We start from the raw sequence: 17,194 nt of genomic DNA on the forward strand, positions 1-17,194 counted from the left end.
TGATAGTTTGCAGTGGCCTGGCTGTGCCGCGGCAAACCAAAACTGAACAAGGATGATGTTATGGATAACTCGACTGTGTTTCCCTGCGCGGAAAAAAGCGCTGAATTCTTCAGCAACCTGGAAGTACCGGATCTTCAGCATTCGCCGCTGTCCATGCGCGGGCTGCTGGCCAGTGAAGGGCTCGATGACGAAGCGGGCGAAGTGGCACTGATGACCAGCGAAGGCCCGACGATTCTGACCTTTGCCGACAAGCTGTCGGCGGACAAGCGCCAGATGGCCAAGGACGCCACCCTGTTCGCCGAGATGGTGGCCAACACCTCGGGCAGTATCCAGGAGCAGCCCCTGCAATGGCTGGCAGCCTACCGGGAGGCCATGCTGCACGCCGGCTGGTTCATGACCAGTTCGGACCGTCAGAGCTACAACACCAGCAAGCGCGACATCACCATGGACAGCGTGGTGCTGGAAATCGTCGCCTCGGTGGCCGGTGGCAACGCAGCCGCCATGATCCCGCTGGTTTCCAGGGCCCTCGACAAGCTCAAGGGCGACGAGGACATGATCACCCTGTTCAACAACAACAGCACCGGCGCGAGCAAGGACAGTTGCCGCATTCTGCCGTGCCTTGAAACGGATAACGGCGAAGCCGTGACACTGTTCATCGGGCTTGAATACAACAAGCGTACCGACAAGGGCGGCGCACTGTTCTGGAAGTGGGACAACGAAACCATGGACATCACTCAGGTGGCCACCATGGTCAACTGGAACGAACGTGTCTATCAGCGCAACAAAGACGACATCCACGACTACATGGGTATTTCCTCGGATAACTTCTTCAGGAAAATCAAGAAGAAGTAATTCTACCGGCACCGGTGTCAAGGCGCCGGTGCCGCTATCCTCAAGGAGTCGAGGCATGGCAATGCAGTACGAGACATGGGTCAATGGTGCGCAGCTGATTTCATTTCCCGGCGGGTTGAGCGCACCGGACAGGGATGATGTATTGAACTCCCACTTGCTGGCGCAGGTGTCGGCCAACCAGGACGGCCTGGTCACCGCCAACCCCCGGGCCTGGTTCAAGCGCAATGTGGACGGCCTGGGCCAGCTCATGTGGAGCACCCAGACCGTGCAGTCCGATGTATCCAGGTTCGCCGGCCTGGATGACCTGAGCATCGTCGCGCTGGTGACCAGGCACCTGAAGAAGAAGTTGCCTGCGGCCATCGTGCGGCAGATGACCGACATGCTGGAGCAGATTTGCGAACTGGCCTACGAGCACCCGGCGCGCCAGCTGTTTCGTGCCCAGGTGCTCGCGCACAGCCAGGCCAGCCAGCGCACGGCGATCAACTTCCAGCTCAGTGCGTGCACCGCGCCAGACCAGGTGTTCAGCCTGTTTGTGAGCCTGGCGCTGGTGGTGCCGCTTCAGCAGGACTTTCTGCACCAGACGTTCTGCGGGGTCGACAGCCCGGGCGACGCGCTGTTCTTCTACAGCCACAAGCAGTTGTCGGTTGCGCGCTATGCGCGACTGCGCGACATGACGGTGGCAGCCCTGGAGGACGATGCCGTTGTGCTCAGGCGGGTGGTGCCGCAGGCCAAGGCCAAGGCCGACGGCTCGCTGCAAGGGGGCACCCATGACCTCCACTGAACGTTCGCAGGTGATCGGCGACAACCGGGTGTCGTTCGGTGAGGGCATGGACCCTGCCGACATGCAGGACATGATGGACCTGATGGTGTACGCCGAGATGTACGCCAGCAAAGCGGTTGGCCAGCATGCCTCGCCGCAGGCCTGGAATGAGTTCCACCATGCCTGCCTGCTCCGGCATGGTTGCCGCCTGATCAGCTTTCTGTCGTCGGTGTCCACGGCTGCCCACGACCTGGCGCAGGTGCGTGCCTTCGAGGTCACGGTGGTACAGCGGGACGCCGAGGTGCTGTTTCACCAGGTGATCAGCCAGTCGCTGCGCGACCTTGACCTGGAGACCAAGGCCCGGCGCCACTTCGAGTCTTCGGCCATGCCCAGGCGCGACGTGGAGAAGGCCATGCACTGCAAGGTCACGCCCTGCTTCACCGATCGACGCAACCAGCCCATGCTGTGTTTCTGCGGGCTGGTGATGCGCTTTGAAGTGGACGTCGAGCACGGCTTTCTGACCGATACCTACCGGCGCTACGTGACCCTGACGCCCCATGGTGGCTGCTACCTGTTCGATCGCCAGGCGTACGCGAGCCATCGCACGTTCGTACTGGCCCAGACCCGGGCACTCTCGGAAGGTTTCTTCCAGGACAGGTAGGGGCTAGAGCACCAGGTAGCCCTTGATCCCGGTGAAGATGATCTGCGCCGCCAGGGCGCACACGAACAGGCCCATCAGCCGGCTGACGATCTGCAGGCCCTGGTCGCCAAGCAGCCGTTCGATGCGGTGCGACAGAAACAGCACCAGGCCAACGGTGAAGCTGGCCAGGGCGATACTCACGATGGCCAGCAGCTTGTCGTCCCAGTGCGGCTGGCTGACGCCCATCACCAGCAGCGCACCGATGGTGCCGGGGCCGACGGTCAGCGGGATGGTCAGCGGCACGATGGTCACGTCCTGCTGCACGTTGTCGGTGTTGACCGCCGACTTGCCCTGGGCCATGCCCAGCGCCGAGATGAACAGCACGCTGCCGGCGCCGATGCGAAACGCGTCGGGGGTGATGCCGAAGATGCCGAAGATTGCCCGCCCGAACAGGTACAGCAGCACGCTGGCGATCAGTACCGCCAGCGCCACGCGCCAGGCCAGCTGCTTGCGCTCCTTGCTGGAGTGGCCGCGGGTCAGGCTGATGAAGCAGGACAGGACGAAGAACGGGCTGTAGAGCACGAGCATCTTCAGGTAGACGCTGAACAACTCATGGAGCATGGCGTGGGCTCGCGGCAAAGGGGGCGTTGGGCAAGTGTATCAGTGGGGGACGGGCGCGTTGTCGGGCTGCTCGTGGGGCTTGCGGTGGGCCACCCAGTATTCGATCAGTTCGCGCAGTTGCGACAGCTCCACCGGCTTGGCCATGTGCCCGTCCATGCCGGCCTGGCGTGCGCGCTCCTTGTGCTCGGCCAGGATGTGCGCGGTCAGCGCCACCACCGGCGTGCGCGGGCGCAGGCTGACCGCCTCCCAGGCGCGCAGCTGCTGGGTGGCCGAGAAGCCGTCCAGCACCGGCATCTCGCAGTCCATCAGCACCAGGTCGTAGCGCTGCGCCTTCATGGCCTGCAGGGCTTCCTCGCCGTTGCTGGCGGTGTCGGGCTCCAGGTTGAGCTTGCCGAGCATGCCGCGGATCACCTTGGTGGAGATGTTGTTGTCTTCGGCCACCAGGATGCGGAAGTCGGCGGGCACGTCCAGCGGGGTGGCCAGGCTGGGCGGCTGCATGCCGAGCATCTGGCCCTTGCTGCGCTGGGCCAGCTCTTCGGCCAGGGTGGTCTTGAGGGTGTAGCCGGCCACGGGCTTGGCCAGGATGCGCTTGACCCCGGCGTTGCGGGCGATGACCTTGCTCGGCGCATTGGTGATGCCGGTGAGCATGATGATCAGGATGTCGTGGTTCAGGCTCGGATCTTCCTTGATCTTGGCGGCCAGTTGCATGCCGGTCATGCCGGGCATGTTCTGGTCGAGCAGCACGGCATCGAAGTAGTCGCGCAGGTGCGCCTTGGTGCGCAGCAGGGCCAGGGCTTCCTTGCCCGAGGGCACGGCGCTCACGTTCATGCCCCAGGCGCTGCACTGCTGCACCAGCACCTTGCGGCAGGTGTCGTTGTCGTCCACCACCAGCACCCGGGCATCGCGCAGCGGGCCGTCGAGGTCGGCGGCGGGCTGTTCGAGGCGCTGCGGGTCCAGCGGCAGGGTCATCCACAGGGTGTTGCCCTGGTTGTGGCTGGTCTTGATGCCGAACTCGCCCTGCATCAGGGCGATCAGTTGCTTGGCGATCACCAGGCCCAGCAGGCCGCCGAGCTTGTTGCTCGACAGCACGTGCTCGCTGTGCAACTCGGCCTGCAGCAATGCCTCGCGCTCGCTGGGCGGGATCGGTTCGCCGCTGTCCTGCACGGCCAGGCGCAGGCGCGGGCTGCTGCCGCGCTGGTCCAGTGCCACCACCAGCAGGATTTCGCCCTGCTCGGTCTTTTTCAGAGCGTTTTCCAGCAGGCTCAGCAGGGCCTGGCGCAGGCGCGTGGGGTCACCGCTGATGACCCGCGGCACCTGCGGCTGGGTGAAGCTGATCAGTTCGATGTTCTGCTGTTCGGCCTTGGCCCTGAAGATGCTCAGGCAGTCCTCGATCAGGGCGTTGAGGTCGAACTGCACGTCATCCAGCTCGATCTGGCCGGACTCGAGCTTGGAGATGTCGAGGATCTCGTTGATCAGGGTCAGCAGCTCGTTGCCGGCACTGTGGATGGTCTGCACATAGTCGCGCTGCTTGACCGACAGCGGGGTGCCCAGCAGCAGTTCGGTCATGCCCAGCACACCGTTCATCGGGGTGCGGATCTCGTGGCTGATGCGTGCCAGAAACTCTGCCTTGGCGTTGATTTCGGCGGTGCTGGCGGCCAGCTCGCGGCTGGCGCTGAAGCGCGCCTCGCTGATGCTGCGCAGGCGCTCGCCCAGGGCCATGTTGAGCAGAAGGCCGGTGAAGGCGGTGAACCCCAGCAGGATGAACAGCAGCCATTCGGTGGGGGTGCGGGTAAGGCCCAGCAGCGCCGGCAGCACCACCAGGCAGCCCAGGTTGAACACCAGCATGGCCAGGCTGAACAGGCGCGCCGGGGCGAAGCCGCGCACCCAGTGGCAAACGGCCGTGATCAGCATGCTCAGGCTGGCCAGGGCCACCAGCGCGTAGGTGGCCAGGTTCAACGGCAAGGTGTCGACGAACAGCAGCAACAGGCCGCCGATGGCGATCAGCAGGATCTCGCCTTGCAGCAGGCGGGCCAGGCGCGGCTGCTGCAGGGGGGCGAAGAAGCGCAGGGTGAAGGCCAGCCCGCAGAGGCTGGCGAGCAGGGCAGTGAGGTAGGCGGCCGGTGTCTGCGAGGTCTGCCAGAGGTTCCACGGCCCGCTCAGGTTGAGCAGGATCAGCGCGCTGAGCAGCATCAGGCTGTGGTAGCCGGCCAGCCACAGGCTGCTGGTGGAGCGCGAATAGCCGAAGCGCACCAGGTTGTGCAGGATCAGCATGCCCATGCAGCCGAACAGCAACCCGAACAGCAGTGGCTGGCGCTGGTCGGCGGCGGCGCTCACGGCGGGCATCAGGCTGATGCCGGGCCGCAGCTGGTGCTCGGAGACCAGCCGCAGGTAGAGGTCCTGGGCCTGGTCGCTGCTCGGCACCGCCAGCAGGTGATCGTTGGTGGTCAGGCTCACCGGGCCGTTGGTGTCCGGGCGGCCGTTGTGGGACTGCTCGATCAGCCGGGCGCCGTCGACCACATACAGGTTCAGGTGCGACAGGTCCGGGGCGAACAGGCGCAGTACCTGTTCGGGCTGGTGTGGGGGCAGGTGGTAATGCAGCCAGAGCGCCTGCTGGGGCTCGGCGGCATCGAGCTGGTTGAGCTCGATGGGACTGAACTGGTTACGGTAACGCTCGGAACGGATGTCGCTCAGTTGCAGGTTGGCCTGATCGTCGAGCAATACCGACCACCCACTGCCCGAATCGGCCGTGGCCGGGAACAGGCAGAGCAGAGTCAGCAGGCTGACGGTGAGTCCAATGGCAATCCTGAGCCAACGCACGAGATATCCCTTCCTAGCCAAATGCCGGTTTGCAACTATGCGCGGCGTGCCAAGCCGAAGGCAAGGCCCCTTTGGAGCCTTGCCGTGTCAGCTTACTCCTGGTGCTCGCCACGTTCACGGGCGATGGCGCGGTAGCCGATGTCGGTGCGGTAGAAACTGCCGTCCCACTCGATTTCGGCGGCCAGGCGGTAGGCCTGCTGCTGCGCGGCTTCGACGGTCTCGCCCAGGGCAGTGGCACACAGTACGCGACCACCGCTGGTGACCACCTGGCCGTCCTTGAGGGCGGTACCGGCATGGAACACCTTGCCGGTGAGCTTGGCTGCGGCGTCCAGGCCGCTGATCGGTGCGCCCTTGGCGTAGTCGCCCGGGTAGCCGCCGGCGGCCAGTACAACGCCCAGGCTCGGCTGCGGGTTCCACTGCGCTTCGACCTTGTTCAGGGCCTTGGCGAACGCCGCTTCGATCAGCAGCACCAGGCTCGATTCCAGGCGCAGCATCACCGGCTGGGTTTCCGGGTCGCCGAAGCGGCAGTTGAACTCGATGACCTTGGGGTTGCCGGCCTTGTCGATCATCAGCCCGGCATACAGGAAGCCGGTGTACACGTTGCCTTCGGCAGCCATGCCGTTGACGGTCGGCCAGATCACCTGGTCCATCACGCGCTGGTGGACCTCGGCAGTGACCACCGGGGCTGGCGAGTAGGCGCCCATGCCGCCGGTGTTGGGGCCGGTGTCGGCGTTGCCGACGCGTTTGTGATCCTGGCTGGTGGCCATCGGCAGCACGTTCTGACCGTCGACCATGACGATGAAGCTGGCTTCCTCGCCGTCGAGGAACTCTTCGATGACCACGCGCGAACCGGCGTCGCCGAAGGCATTGCCGGCGAGCATGTCGCGTACCGCGTCCTCGGCTTCAGCCAGGGTCATGGCGACGATCACGCCCTTGCCCGCGGCCAGGCCGTCGGCCTTGATCACGATCGGTGCGCCTTTTTCGCGCAGGTAGGCCAGGGCCGGCTCCACTTCGGTGAAGTTCTGGTAGTCGGCGGTCGGGATCTTGTGACGGGCCAGAAAGTCCTTGGTGAAGGCCTTGGAGCCTTCCAGCTGCGCCGCGCCCTTGGTGGGGCCGAAGCAGTCCAGGCCGCGGCTGCGGAACAGGTCGACCACGCCGGCCACCAACGGGCCCTCGGGGCCGACGATGGTCAGGGCGACGTTCTTCTCGGCAAAGTCGGCCAGTTGGTCCAGGGCGGTGACGTCGATGTCGACGTTCTTGCACTTGGCTTCGGTGGCGGTGCCGGCGTTGCCGGGGGCGACGAAGACAGTCTCGACGCGAGGGTCCTGGGCAACTTTCCAGGCCAGGGCGTGTTCGCGGCCGCCGCTACCGATGATCAAAACGTTCATGTCAAAACCTCGATGACGCTAATTCGGAGAGTAACTGTAGGAGCCGGCGTTGCCGGCGAAGGTCGCACCGCGTTGACCGGGCGGGCCCATTCGCCGGCAACGCCGGCTCCTACACGCAGTGGATCAGTGACGGAAGTGGCGCATGCCGGTGAACACCATCGCGATGCCGGCTTCGTCCGCCGCAGCAATCACCTCGGCATCACGCATCGAACCGCCCGGCTGGATCACCGCAGTGATACCCACCTTGGCCGCGTTGTCGATACCGTCGCGGAACGGGAAGAACGCATCCGAGGCCATGACCGCACCCTGTACCTGCAGGCCGGCATGCTCGGCCTTGATCGCGGCGATGCGCGCCGAGTTCACGCGGCTCATCTGGCCGGCGCCGACACCGATAGTCTGGCGGTTCTTGGCGTAGACGATGGCGTTGGACTTGACGTACTTGGCCACTTTCCAGGCGAAGATCAGGTCGTGGATTTCCTGCTCGGTCGGCGCACGTTTGGTCACCACCTTCAGGTCGCCCTCGGTGATCATGCCGATGTCGCGGCTCTGTACCAGCAGGCCGCCGGTGACGCGCTTGTAGTCCCAGGCAGCGGCACGCTCGGCCGACCACTGGCCGCACGCCAGCAGGCGCACGTTGGCCTTGGCGGCCACCACGGCGCGGGCTTCTTCGCTCACGCTCGGGGCGATGATCACTTCGACGAACTGACGCTCGACGATGGCCTTGGCGGTTTCGGCATCCAGCTCGCGGTTGAACGCGATGATGCCGCCGAAGGCTGATTCGGTATCGGTGGCGTAGGCCAGCTCGTAGGCCTGGCGGATGCCGCCCTCGGCGTCCGGGCTGACGGCCACGCCGCACGGGTTGGCGTGCTTGACGATCACGCAGGCCGGCTTGACGAAGCTCTTGACGCATTCCAGCGCGGCGTCGGTGTCGGCCACGTTGTTGTACGACAGCTCCTTGCCCTGCAGCTGGGTGGCGGTGGCGATGCCGGCCTCGCTCGGCTTGGCCTCGACGTAGAACGCCGCGCTCTGGTGCGGGTTCTCGCCGTAGCGCATTTCCTGGGCCTTGACGAACTGGCTGTTGAAGGTGCGCGGGAACTGGCTGCGGTCTTCGGTGCTCAGGGTGTCGGCCGACTGGTTCACGGTGCCCATGTAGTTGGCGATCATGCCGTCGTAGGCGGCGGTGTGCTCGAACGCCTTGAGCATCAGGTCGAAGCGCTGGGCGTAGGTCAGGCCACCGGCCTTGAGGCTCTCGAGTACCTGGCCGTAGTCGCTGGCGTTGACCACGATGGCCACGTCCTTGTGGTTCTTGGCCGCCGAGCGAACCATGGTCGGGCCGCCGATGTCGATGTTCTCGATGGCGGTCGGCAGGTCGCAGCCCGGCTTGGAGATGGTGGCTTCGAAGGGGTACAGGTTGACGGCGACCAGGTCGATCGGCTTGATCCCGTGCTCGGCCATGATGGCGTCATCGGTACCGCGACGGCCGAGGATGCCACCGTGGATCTTGGGGTGCAGGGTCTTGACCCGGCCGTCCATCATTTCGGCAAAGCCGGTGTAGTCGGCAACTTCCACCGCGGCGACGCCATTGTCCTGGAGCAACTTGAAGGTGCCACCGGTGGACAGGATCTCGACGCCGAGCTGTTGCAGCTCACGGGCGAATTCGAGGATTCCGGTCTTGTCGGAAACGCTGATCAAGGCGCGGCGGATCGGCAGGCGGGTAGTCTGGTCGGTCATTTCAGATTCCATAACGCGGTGGAGTCAGCAAAAAAGGCGACCTCATCGAATGGGAGCCGCCTTTTCTGGTGTGGATTCGTTGTTACAGCAGATCGTACTGCTTGAGCTTCTTGCGCAAGGTGCCCCGGTTGAGCCCCAGCAGCTCGCTGGCCTTGGTCTGGTTGCCCTTGACGTAGTTCATCACGCTTTCGAGCAAGGGTGCCTCGACTTCAGAGAGCACCAGGTTGTACACGTCCGTGACAGCAGCGCCCTCGAGGTGCGCAAAGTAGTTGTGCAGCGCCTTCTCCACGCTCCCGCGAAGGGTCTGGCCCTCTTCGCTCGGGGTGTTCAGGTGCTGTTTCAGGTTGACGTTGTCGCTCACGGGCGTTGTTCCACTCACTAAAGTCTCGGTCATCATCGTCATGCGGCCACCCCTTGTCCGTCCTCTGTCTCAAGGCTCTGTTCACGTTCGCGGAAAAACTCGCGAACGTCGGCGCACTGCGCGTGTGTTTCTTCCAAACCATTGAAGCGGGCGCGAAACTCCCTGGCGCCCGGTAACGTTGCCAGGTACCAGCCCACATGCTTGCGGGCGATACGCACACCCATCACATCGCCATAGAAGGCGTGCAGCGCGGCCAGGTGCTCCAGCAGAATTCGTTCCACTTCAGCCAACTGCGGTGCCGGCAACAGCTCGCCGGTGCGCAGGTAGTGCTCGACCTCGCGAAAGATCCACGGCCGCCCCTGGGCGGCGCGGCCGATCAGCAGGCCGTCGGCGCCGGTGGCGTCGAGCACCTGTCGGGCCTTTTGCGGCGACGTGATGTCGCCATTGGCAAATACCGGTATCGACACCGCCTGCTTGATGGCGGCGATGGTGTCGTACTCGGCGTCGCCGGTGTACAGGTCGGCACGGGTGCGGCCATGTACGGCCAGTGCCTGAATGCCTGCCTGCTCGGCGATCTTCGCCACGGTCAGGCCATTCTTGTTGTCCCGGTCCCAGCCGGTGCGGATCTTGAGGGTAACGGGTACGTCCACGGCGGCGACCACCGCCTGGAGGATCTCGTTGACCAGTACTTCATCCTTCAATAAAGCAGAGCCTGCAGCTTTGTTGCAGACTTTTTTTGCCGGGCAGCCCATGTTGATATCGATGATCTGCGCGCCGGCCTCGACATTGGCCCGGGCCGCGGCCGCGAGCATCTGCGCGTCACCGCCGGCGATCTGCACCGAGCGGGGCTCGGGATCGCCATCGTGAATCATGCGCAGGCGCGACTTGCGGCTGTTCCACAGGCTCATGTCGCTGCTGACCATTTCGGACACCACCAGGCCTGCGCCCATTCGTCGGCACAGCTGACGAAAAGGCTGGTCCGTGACCCCGGCCATCGGGGCAAGGATCAGGGCGTTCTGCAGTGTGTATGGGCCGATGCGTACCGCCGACATAGGAGTTCCCTGTTGTGGGGGCCGATCTTAGAGTTCGAAAAAGGGTGGGCATGATACCCGCTCTCGGTGACCGGATAAAGGTCGATCTGGATAAAATATGAACAGTTTGAGCGGCAAGCGACAAGCTTCAAGCCCCAGCCAAAAGCAGGAGTGGCGTGATACCGCGCTTTTCTCTTGCCGCCTGAAGCTTGCCGCTGGTCGCTGGGTTTACTCCGGCGAGCGGAAGCTCAGGCTGTAGTTGACCGCCTTCGGGCCCGGATCGAGGATGTCCAGGGCGATGTGGATCGGGGTCTGGCTGGGCATTTCGGCCTTGCCGGCCAGCTCGCCGCTCAGGTACTCGCCGGGCTTGAAGCGACGGCTGGCGATCAGTTGGCCGTTGAGGTCGGCAAACCGCAGCTCCAGCAGCGGGAATGGCTGCGAGAAGGGCGCACGATTGTAGATGATCGCGTCCACGATCAACGCGCCGGCAAAGTCCGGGTGGCTGCGGACCACCAGGTTGCTGCTCTTGATGCGGGCGATGTCGACCTTGGAAGGCACTTCGCAGCCCAGTTGCGGGCACAGTTGCTGGAACCAGGGGCGGTACTGGTCCTGGCGGGCCAGTTCGTCGAAGTGATAGGCGATGTACTGGCCAGCCAGTGCCGCGCCAGCCAGCAGAGTCAGCAGCGCCCACAGCAGGCGCCGGCCCCAGTGGCTGCGCGGCTTCTGCCAGTCGAGCTGCAGCGGGTCGTCGACGATGTCGACCAGCGCCGGCTTGCGTGGCGAGCGTGCAGCCATCGGGCCAAGGTCGGGTTCGTGGCGGGTATTCGGGGCGTCGTCGAACGCCGGGTCCGGCGTATCGGGCTCATCACCCGGGTCGCGTGCCGACAGGTGCTCGGCCACCACGTCGGGGTCGTGGAGGGGCTGCTCGCGCAGCGGGGGCTCGTCATCCAGGCCGTCCAGGTCCAGCGACAGCGAGGGTTCGGTGCGCTCGCCCGGCAGCGCCACGGTAGCCGGGACGGGTTCGTCGACCAGCGGCGGCTGCGGCGTTGCCTGGGCTTCGCGTTCGTCGGCCGGGCTGCTGAACAGGCTGTCGGTGTACGAGGTGTCGTCCGGGCCGTCGCGCTGGGCGCTGAGGCTGTCCTCGCGGCGTGGCGCCAGGTCGAAGTCTTCGGCCTGGCTGCGCTTGAACTCGCTGATCGGCTGGATTTCGCGTTGCTCCAGGCGGGCGAGTTCCTGGTCGAGGTCCAGTTGGTCGAGGTCGACGTCCAGCGCGCTGGCCGTCCATTCGCGCTGGCTGATCGGCGCGGGGGCCGACGGCGCTGGCTGCGGTGCATGTTCGGGTTCGGCCACCGGCGCAGGCAACGGCGTTGCCGGCGGCAGCGCGGGGGCCACCTGCAGCGCCTGTTGCGCTGCACTCTGCTCCAGCAGTTGCTTGGCGGCGTTGAATACCTGCAGGCAATTGCCGCAGCGCACTACCCCGCGGGCCACACTCAATTGAGTGTGGCTGACGCGAAAGCTGGTCTGGCAATGCGGGCACTGGGTGACGAAACTGTCGGTCATGCGGCGGTCCGGGTTGTGCAGAGTTGTAGTCTAGGCGCAGTTAGCGCCGGCGACCACTGATGCGTACCCAGCCATCGCGCACGGCGATCGGGTCCAGGTCGAAGTCCTTGGCGTAGGCGGCGGCCACTTCATCGCCCTGTTCGGCGAGGATGCCCGACAGCGCCAGCAGGCCGCCGGGGCGTACCAGGCCGGACAGCTGCGGGGCCAGCGAGACCAGCGGGCCGGCGAGGATGTTGGCCACCAGCACGTCGGCCTGCATGGCCGGCATGTCCTGGGGCAGGTACAGGTCGAACAGCGCGTCGGCGATGCCGTTGCGCCCGGCATTGTCGCGCGAGGCCTCGATGGCCTGCACGTCGATGTCGGTGCCCACCGCCTTGCGTGCGCCCAGCAGCAGCGCGGCGATGGCGAGGATGCCCGAGCCGCAGCCGAAGTCGAGTACTTCAGTGCCGTTCAGGTCCTGGCCGTCGAGCCATTCCAGGCACAGGGCGGTGGTCGGGTGGGTGCCGGTGCCGAACGCCAGGCCCGGGTCGAGCAGCAGGTTGACGGCGTCCGGCTCGGGGGCGGCGTGCCAGCTGGGCACGATCCACAGGCGCTGGCCGAAGCGCATGGGCTGGAAGTTGTCCATCCAGCTGCGTTCCCAGTCCTGGTCTTCGATCACTTCGGCCTGGTGCTCGGGCAGGGCGGCCCCGGTCAGCAGTTGCAGGTGTGCAAACACTGCCTCGGGTTCGGCGTCGGCTTCGAACAGGGCCAGCAGGTGGGTGTGCGACCACAGCGGGGTGGTGTTGAGGTCCGGTTCGAAGATCGGCTGGTCTTCGGCGTCCATGAAGGTGACGGAGACGGCGCCGACTTCGAGCAGGGCATCTTCGTAGGTTTCGGCTTGTTCCGGGCTGATGGCCAGACGTACTTGCAGCCAGGGCATGGCGGGCACCTTTGGGTAATTCGTGGAGGGCAGCCGCTGGGGGCTGCGCGAAGCGCGCCAGTTTACTTGAGTGCGAGGGGTTTGTATCGGGGGCGCTGCAGTGTCTGTACTGGCGTGATCGCGGGTCAAGCCCGCTCCCACAGAGACGGCAGTGATCCCTGTGGGAGCGGGCTTGACCCGCGATCGGGCTGCAGAGCAGCCCTCGAGACACAAACCGGTGCTGGTCAGTGCCCGCGCAAAAACGCCAGCAGTCGCGCATTGACCTGCTCGGCCGCTTCCAGCTGCACCATGTGCCCCTGGCCCGGCAGTATCGCCACCTCGGCTGGCAGGCCGTCCACATGGGTGGCCGGGATGATCGCGTCATCGCTGCCCCACAGCACCAGCGTCGGCTGCTGCGCCACCACCGGGCGCAGATCGTGATGCTGCACGCCGTCGCTGGCCAGTGCGTCGGCCAGTTGTCGCAGGGCCTCGTCCACCCCCTCCAGGCGCTTGAACCTGAGCATGTCCTCGAGCATCTGCCGGGTCACCAGCCCGGGGTCGGAGAACAGCTGCGTCATCTGCGGCTTCAGGGCGTTGCGGTTGGCCGCCGCAACGATGCCCTGCAGGTAGCCGCCATTGATCTCGCGCCCCAGCCCGGCGCTGGCGATCAGGCTCAGCGACTGCACCCGCGCAGGTGCCAGCCGCGCCAGGTTCAAGGCCACCGCACCACCCATGGAGTGCCCGGCCAGGTGCACGCGCCCCAGGTCCAGGTGATCGAGCAGGGCCAGCACGCTCTGGCTCAGCTCATCCAGGTCGCCGCGTTGCAGGTGCTTGCCCGACTCGCCATGCCCGGGCAGGTCGAGGGCGATCACCCGGCGCTCGGCGGCCAGCGCCGGGTGGTTGAACATCCAGTTGTTCAGGTCGCCGCAGAAGCCGTGGATCAACACCAGCGGCGTACCGCCTTCGCCGAGGTCGAAGTAGCGCACCCGGTGCCCGTCCAGCTCGACTTTCTGCGGCGCCGGGCCGCTGTCCTGCTCGGCGCCGTCACCGGGCACGAACTCGGCCTGAAAGCGCTGTACCACCGCATCGATCTGCGCGTCGCTGGCCTCGCCCTCGACCACCACGGCCAGCAGCGCCCCCACTGCCAGGGTCTCGTCGGGCCTGGCGATCTGACGGCGCAGCACGCCGCTGAACGGGGCCTCGACGCTGCTGGAGATCTTGTCGGTCTCCACGTCCAGCACCTCGTCGCCCTTGCTGATGTGCTCGCCTTCCTGCTTGAGCCAGGTGTCGATGCGCCCCTCGGTCATCGACAGGCCCCACTTGGGCATGGTCAGGGTATGGATCTGGCTCATGCCGCGTCCCTCCCTTTCATCACTGTGTGCACGGCAGCCTCGATCTTGGCGGCGGTGGGGATGTAGAGGTCTTCCAGCGCGTCGGAGAACGGCACCGGGGTGTGCGGCGCAGTGACCATCTCGATCGGGCCCTTGAGTGCGCCGAAGGCTTTCTGCGCCACCAGCGCACTGATGTCGGTGGCCATCGAGCAGCGCGGGTTGGCTTCGTCGATCACCACCAGGCGGCCGGTCTTTTCCACGCTTTCGAGAATGCTGTCTTCATCCATCGGGCTGGTGGTGCGCAGGTCGAGCACCTCGCAGTCGATGCCCTGGCGCGCCAGGTTGGCCGCCGCCTCCATGGCCAGGTGGACCATGCGCCCGTAGGTCACCAGGGTGATGTCGTCGCCGTCACGCAAGAAGTTGGCCTCGCCGAACGGCACGGTGTAGACCTCTTCCGGCACTTCGCCCTGCAGGCTGTAGAGCAGCTTGTGCTCGCAGAAGATCACCGGGTCGTTGTCGCGGATCGCCTGGATCAGCAGGCCCTTGGCGTCATACGGCGACGACGGGCACACCACCTTCAGGCCCGGGATGTGGGTCCACAGCGAGGTGAGCATCTGCGAGTGCTGGGCGGCGGCGCGCAGGCCGGCGCCGACCATGGTGCGCATCACCAGCGGGGTGACCGCCTTGCCGCCGTACATGTAGCGAAACTTGGCTGCCTGGTTGAGGATCTGGTCCAGGCAGCAGCCGGCAAAGTCGACGAACATCAGTTCGCACACCGGGCGCAGGCCCTGGGTGGCGGCGCCGACCGCTGCGCCTACATAGCCGATTTCCGATAGCGGCGCGTCCAGCACGCGGCCGGGGAACTGCCCGTAAAGGCCCTTGGTGACGCCGAGCACACCGCCCCAGGCGTCATTCTCGCCCGGTGCACCGGCACCGCCGGCGACGTCCTCGCCAATGATGAACACCGTGGGGTCGCGGCGCATTTCCTGGGCCAGGGCTTCGTTGATGGCCTGCTGGTAGCTGATTTTTCTCGCCATGATGATTCTCCGATTGTTCTTGTTGTAAGGGCAGCGTGCTCAGGGGTAAGCGACGTACACGTCGCTGAGCAGGTCGGCAGGCTGGGGCTTGGGGTCGGACTTGGCGCGGCGCACGGCGTCTTCGATCAGGTCCTCGACCTGGGCATCCACCAGGTCCAGCTGGGCGTCGCCGAGCAGCCCGGCGCGGGTGGTGCGCTGGCGGAACTGCATCAGGCAGTCGCGGGTTTCGCGCAGGTTCTTCACCTCGTCCGGGGCGCGGTAGGTTTGCGCGTCGCCTTCGAAGTGGCCGTAGTAGCGAGTCAGCTTGACCTCCACCAGCGACGGGCCCTGCCCGCTGCGGGCACGCTCGATGGCGGCGCCGGCCGCCTCGTGCACGGCAAAGAAGTCGTAGCCGTCGATGGTCACCCCGGGCATGCCGAAGCCGGCGGCGCGGTCGGCGATGTGGTCGCACGCCACCGACCAGTTGGAGGCGGTGGCCTCGGCGTAGCCGTTGTTCTCGGCCACGAAGATGCACGGCAGGTTCATGATCGCGGCCAGGTTCATGGCCTCGAACACCGCACCCTCGTTGGAGCCGCCGTCGCCGAAGAACACCACGGCCACGTCATCGGTGCCCTTGAGCTTGGCCGCCAGGGCAGCGCCGGCCACCAGGGGCGCGCCGGCGCCGACGATGCCGTTGGCGCCGAGCATGCCCTTTTCCAGGTCGGCGATATGCATCGAGCCGCCCTTGCCGCCGCACACGCCGGTCTTCTTGCCGTAGATCTCGGCCATCATGCCGTGCACGTCCACGCCCTTGGCGATGCAGTGGCCATGGCCGCGGTGGTTGGAGGCGATGCAGTCGCTGTCGCGCAGGTGCGCCATGACCCCGGCGGCCGACGCCTCTTCGCCGGCATACAGGTGCACGAAGCCTGGGATCTCGCCGGTGGCGAACTCGATGTGCAGGCGCTCTTCGAAGGCGCGGATGGTGCGCATGACCCGGTAGGCATGCAGGAGTTGCTCGGTGTTCAGGTGAGTGGACATCTTGTTGTTCTCCAGGGTTGTCTCAGCACTGAGGGTGCGCAGGGTGTTGCGGGTGTTCGCGGCCTACCGCCAGCAGGCGATGGCGGGCTGCGAAGGCCAGTACGGCCTCCACGTCGATGCTCAGGGGGCCGTGGGCGTCGAGGGTGACGGTGGGGCGGTCGTGCTCGCTGAACTCGATCTCGCGCTCGCCGTCCAGCGCCAGGGTGCCGCTGGACAGGCTCAGGGAGTAGGCGACGCCCGGTGCCAGCGGGCCGGCGGCGGTGATGCCGCAGCCTTGCACCAGGCCAGGGGCCAGCGGCGCCAGCAGCGCCTGTTCGGCCTGGCCGTTAAGACGCACCCAGGCCCCTTCGGCGGCGTGGCGCGACACCGGGCACCACAGCCCGCACAGCGCCGAGAGGCCGATGGCATGGGGTTCGGCGAAGGTGGCGAAGACTTCGGCAAGGTCTTCGGCGCGGCTCAGGGCGCGGGCGCCGATGAAGCGCTGCGGCGACACCGCGACTTCCACCAGCGCCCATTCGCACAGCTCCCGCGCCGGGTCGCGCACCAGCAGGCGCTTGTTGCGGCGCAGGCCCACCTGGGCCGGGATGCGCCCGGCGGCGAACAGCCCGCCGGCCAGCCCGGCGCTGGTGGCCTCGCGCAATTCGGGGAAGGCGTTGTTGGTACCGGTGGAAAGGGTCAGCAGCGGAATGTCGCCGACCTCGGCGGCCACCGCCTTGTGGGTGCCGTCGCCGCCGAGCACGGCGATCAGTGCGACCCCGCGGGCGAGCATCTGGCGCGCGGCCAGGCGGGTGTCCTCCACGGTCTGGCGCAGCGGCATGTCGAGGATGTCCAGTTGCGGCCAGCGCTGGCCGGCGGCCTGCGGGCCGTTGCTGGCCTTGAGCACGGCGGCGGCGATGCCGGTCATGTCCGGCGGCAGCAGCACGCGCCGGATGCCGGTGGCGGCGAAGGCGGCCAGCAGGCGTTGCACGGCCGAGGCCTTGTCGGTGCTGGAGTACAGGCCGGCGCTGGCGGTAAGCCTGCGCAGGTCGCGGCCCGAGGCCGGGTTGACGATGATGCCCACGGTGGGGGCGGGATGGCTCATGGCGCACCTCTGGTTCTTGTGTACCAGGGCTGGAGCAAGGGTGGTGCCAGGTTGGGTGAAAGGCTTGAC

Annotated in this window: 15 protein-coding genes; 3 read left to right on the plus strand and 12 right to left on the minus strand. The window is 66.2% G+C overall.

What is annotated here, in order from left to right; all coding sequences use genetic code 11:
- Nucleotides 1-60: 60 nt before the first annotated feature.
- The 3 genes from N0B28_RS02680 to N0B28_RS02690 are packed head-to-tail and all read left to right on the plus strand — an operon-like array spanning nucleotide 61 to nucleotide 2,273.
- Nucleotides 61-852 carry a hypothetical protein gene (locus tag N0B28_RS02680; protein ID WP_058541565.1) on the plus strand — a complete coding sequence of 264 codons (792 nt, stop codon included), beginning with the start codon at nucleotides 61-63 and terminating at the stop codon, nucleotides 850-852.
- 55 nt (nucleotides 853-907) lie between these two features.
- Nucleotides 908-1,633: a hypothetical protein gene (locus N0B28_RS02685; protein WP_078481543.1), complete on the plus strand. Its 726-nt coding sequence runs from the start codon at nucleotides 908-910 to the stop codon at nucleotides 1,631-1,633.
- A complete protein-coding gene (locus N0B28_RS02690; protein ID WP_043860476.1) occupies nucleotides 1,620-2,273 on the plus strand; it encodes a hypothetical protein in 654 nt (217 codons plus the stop codon). The genes N0B28_RS02685 and N0B28_RS02690 overlap by 14 nt, the downstream gene beginning before the upstream one ends.
- A gap of 3 nt (nucleotides 2,274-2,276) precedes the next feature.
- Here the strand turns inward: N0B28_RS02690 and N0B28_RS02695 are convergent, their stop codons facing one another.
- The 12 genes from N0B28_RS02695 to N0B28_RS02750 all read right to left on the minus strand — a co-directional run bounded on the left by N0B28_RS02695 (nucleotide 2,277) and on the right by N0B28_RS02750 (nucleotide 17,125).
- Nucleotides 2,277-2,873: a MarC family protein gene (locus N0B28_RS02695; RefSeq protein ID WP_043860475.1), complete on the minus strand. Its 597-nt coding sequence runs from the start codon at nucleotides 2,871-2,873 to the stop codon at nucleotides 2,277-2,279.
- Nucleotides 2,874-2,912: 39 nt separating this feature from the next.
- Complete coding sequence (locus tag N0B28_RS02700) at nucleotides 2,913-5,690, minus strand: hybrid sensor histidine kinase/response regulator (RefSeq protein WP_043860474.1); 2,778 nt, start codon at nucleotides 5,688-5,690, stop codon at nucleotides 2,913-2,915.
- Nucleotides 5,691-5,782: 92 nt separating this feature from the next.
- Complete coding sequence (purD, locus tag N0B28_RS02705; RefSeq protein ID WP_043860473.1) at nucleotides 5,783-7,078, minus strand: phosphoribosylamine--glycine ligase; 1,296 nt, start codon at nucleotides 7,076-7,078, stop codon at nucleotides 5,783-5,785.
- A 123-nt stretch (nucleotides 7,079-7,201) separates the two neighbouring features.
- Nucleotides 7,202-8,809, minus strand: coding sequence for a bifunctional phosphoribosylaminoimidazolecarboxamide formyltransferase/IMP cyclohydrolase (gene purH, locus N0B28_RS02710; RefSeq protein WP_058541562.1), 1,608 nt, complete (start codon nucleotides 8,807-8,809; stop codon nucleotides 7,202-7,204).
- A gap of 82 nt (nucleotides 8,810-8,891) precedes the next feature.
- Nucleotides 8,892-9,212 (minus strand): DNA-binding transcriptional regulator Fis, encoded by a 321-nt coding sequence (fis, locus tag N0B28_RS02715; RefSeq protein WP_003186237.1) that lies wholly within the window; start codon nucleotides 9,210-9,212, stop codon nucleotides 8,892-8,894.
- Nucleotides 9,209-10,222 carry a tRNA dihydrouridine synthase DusB gene (dusB, locus tag N0B28_RS02720; RefSeq protein ID WP_043860471.1) on the minus strand — a complete coding sequence of 338 codons (1,014 nt, stop codon included), beginning with the start codon at nucleotides 10,220-10,222 and terminating at the stop codon, nucleotides 9,209-9,211. Before dusB ends, fis begins: the two co-directional genes overlap by 4 nt.
- Nucleotides 10,223-10,429: 207 nt before the next feature.
- The gene (locus N0B28_RS02725; RefSeq protein ID WP_123753278.1) at nucleotides 10,430-11,761 is read right to left on the minus strand and encodes a DUF3426 domain-containing protein; all 1,332 of its coding nucleotides are present in this window, start codon (nucleotides 11,759-11,761) and stop codon (nucleotides 10,430-10,432) included.
- Between the two features lie 40 nt (nucleotides 11,762-11,801).
- Nucleotides 11,802-12,680 carry a 50S ribosomal protein L11 methyltransferase gene (prmA, locus tag N0B28_RS02730; RefSeq protein ID WP_043860469.1) on the minus strand — a complete coding sequence of 293 codons (879 nt, stop codon included), beginning with the start codon at nucleotides 12,678-12,680 and terminating at the stop codon, nucleotides 11,802-11,804.
- Between the two features lie 224 nt (nucleotides 12,681-12,904).
- The gene (locus N0B28_RS02735) at nucleotides 12,905-14,011 is read right to left on the minus strand and encodes an acetoin dehydrogenase dihydrolipoyllysine-residue acetyltransferase subunit (protein ID WP_104572967.1); all 1,107 of its coding nucleotides are present in this window, start codon (nucleotides 14,009-14,011) and stop codon (nucleotides 12,905-12,907) included.
- Nucleotides 14,008-15,027 carry an alpha-ketoacid dehydrogenase subunit beta gene (locus N0B28_RS02740; RefSeq protein ID WP_058541559.1) on the minus strand — a complete coding sequence of 340 codons (1,020 nt, stop codon included), beginning with the start codon at nucleotides 15,025-15,027 and terminating at the stop codon, nucleotides 14,008-14,010. Before N0B28_RS02740 ends, N0B28_RS02735 begins: the two co-directional genes overlap by 4 nt.
- Before the next feature lie 39 nt (nucleotides 15,028-15,066).
- Entirely contained in the window at nucleotides 15,067-16,044 is a 978-nt protein-coding gene (locus N0B28_RS02745) for a thiamine pyrophosphate-dependent dehydrogenase E1 component subunit alpha (RefSeq protein WP_043860466.1), read from the minus strand.
- A 22-nt stretch (nucleotides 16,045-16,066) separates the two neighbouring features.
- A complete protein-coding gene (locus N0B28_RS02750; protein WP_043860465.1) occupies nucleotides 16,067-17,125 on the minus strand; it encodes an NAD(+)/NADH kinase in 1,059 nt (352 codons plus the stop codon).
- Between the last annotated feature and the right edge of the window lie 69 nt (nucleotides 17,126-17,194).

Source organism: Pseudomonas sp. SD17-1 (assembly GCF_029201585.1).
In the GTDB taxonomy this organism is placed as follows: Bacteria; Pseudomonadota; Gammaproteobacteria; order Pseudomonadales; family Pseudomonadaceae; genus Aquipseudomonas; species Aquipseudomonas palmensis.

Bases quoted from the DNA above. Each gene is read 5' to 3' on its own strand.
- N0B28_RS02680 (WP_058541565.1), top strand. From the start codon at position 61: ATGGATAACTCGACTGTGTTTCCCTGCGCGGAAAAAAGCGCTGAATTC.
- N0B28_RS02685 (WP_078481543.1), top strand. From the start codon at position 908: ATGGCAATGCAGTACGAGACATGGGTCAATGGTGCGCAGCTGATTTCA.
- N0B28_RS02690 (WP_043860476.1), top strand. From the start codon at position 1,620: ATGACCTCCACTGAACGTTCGCAGGTGATCGGCGACAACCGGGTGTCG.
- N0B28_RS02695 (WP_043860475.1), bottom strand. From the start codon at position 2,873: ATGCTCCATGAGTTGTTCAGCGTCTACCTGAAGATGCTCGTGCTCTAC.
- purD (WP_043860473.1), bottom strand. From the start codon at position 7,078: ATGAACGTTTTGATCATCGGTAGCGGCGGCCGCGAACACGCCCTGGCC.
- purH (WP_058541562.1), bottom strand. From the start codon at position 8,809: ATGACCGACCAGACTACCCGCCTGCCGATCCGCCGCGCCTTGATCAGC.
- fis (WP_003186237.1), bottom strand. From the start codon at position 9,212: ATGACGATGATGACCGAGACTTTAGTGAGTGGAACAACGCCCGTGAGC.
- dusB (WP_043860471.1), bottom strand. From the start codon at position 10,222: ATGTCGGCGGTACGCATCGGCCCATACACACTGCAGAACGCCCTGATC.
- N0B28_RS02725 (WP_123753278.1), bottom strand. From the start codon at position 11,761: ATGACCGACAGTTTCGTCACCCAGTGCCCGCATTGCCAGACCAGCTTT.
- prmA (WP_043860469.1), bottom strand. From the start codon at position 12,680: ATGCCCTGGCTGCAAGTACGTCTGGCCATCAGCCCGGAACAAGCCGAA.
- N0B28_RS02735 (WP_104572967.1), bottom strand. From the start codon at position 14,011: ATGAGCCAGATCCATACCCTGACCATGCCCAAGTGGGGCCTGTCGATG.
- N0B28_RS02740 (WP_058541559.1), bottom strand. From the start codon at position 15,027: ATGGCGAGAAAAATCAGCTACCAGCAGGCCATCAACGAAGCCCTGGCC.
- N0B28_RS02745 (WP_043860466.1), bottom strand. From the start codon at position 16,044: ATGTCCACTCACCTGAACACCGAGCAACTCCTGCATGCCTACCGGGTC.
- N0B28_RS02750 (WP_043860465.1), bottom strand. From the start codon at position 17,125: ATGAGCCATCCCGCCCCCACCGTGGGCATCATCGTCAACCCGGCCTCG.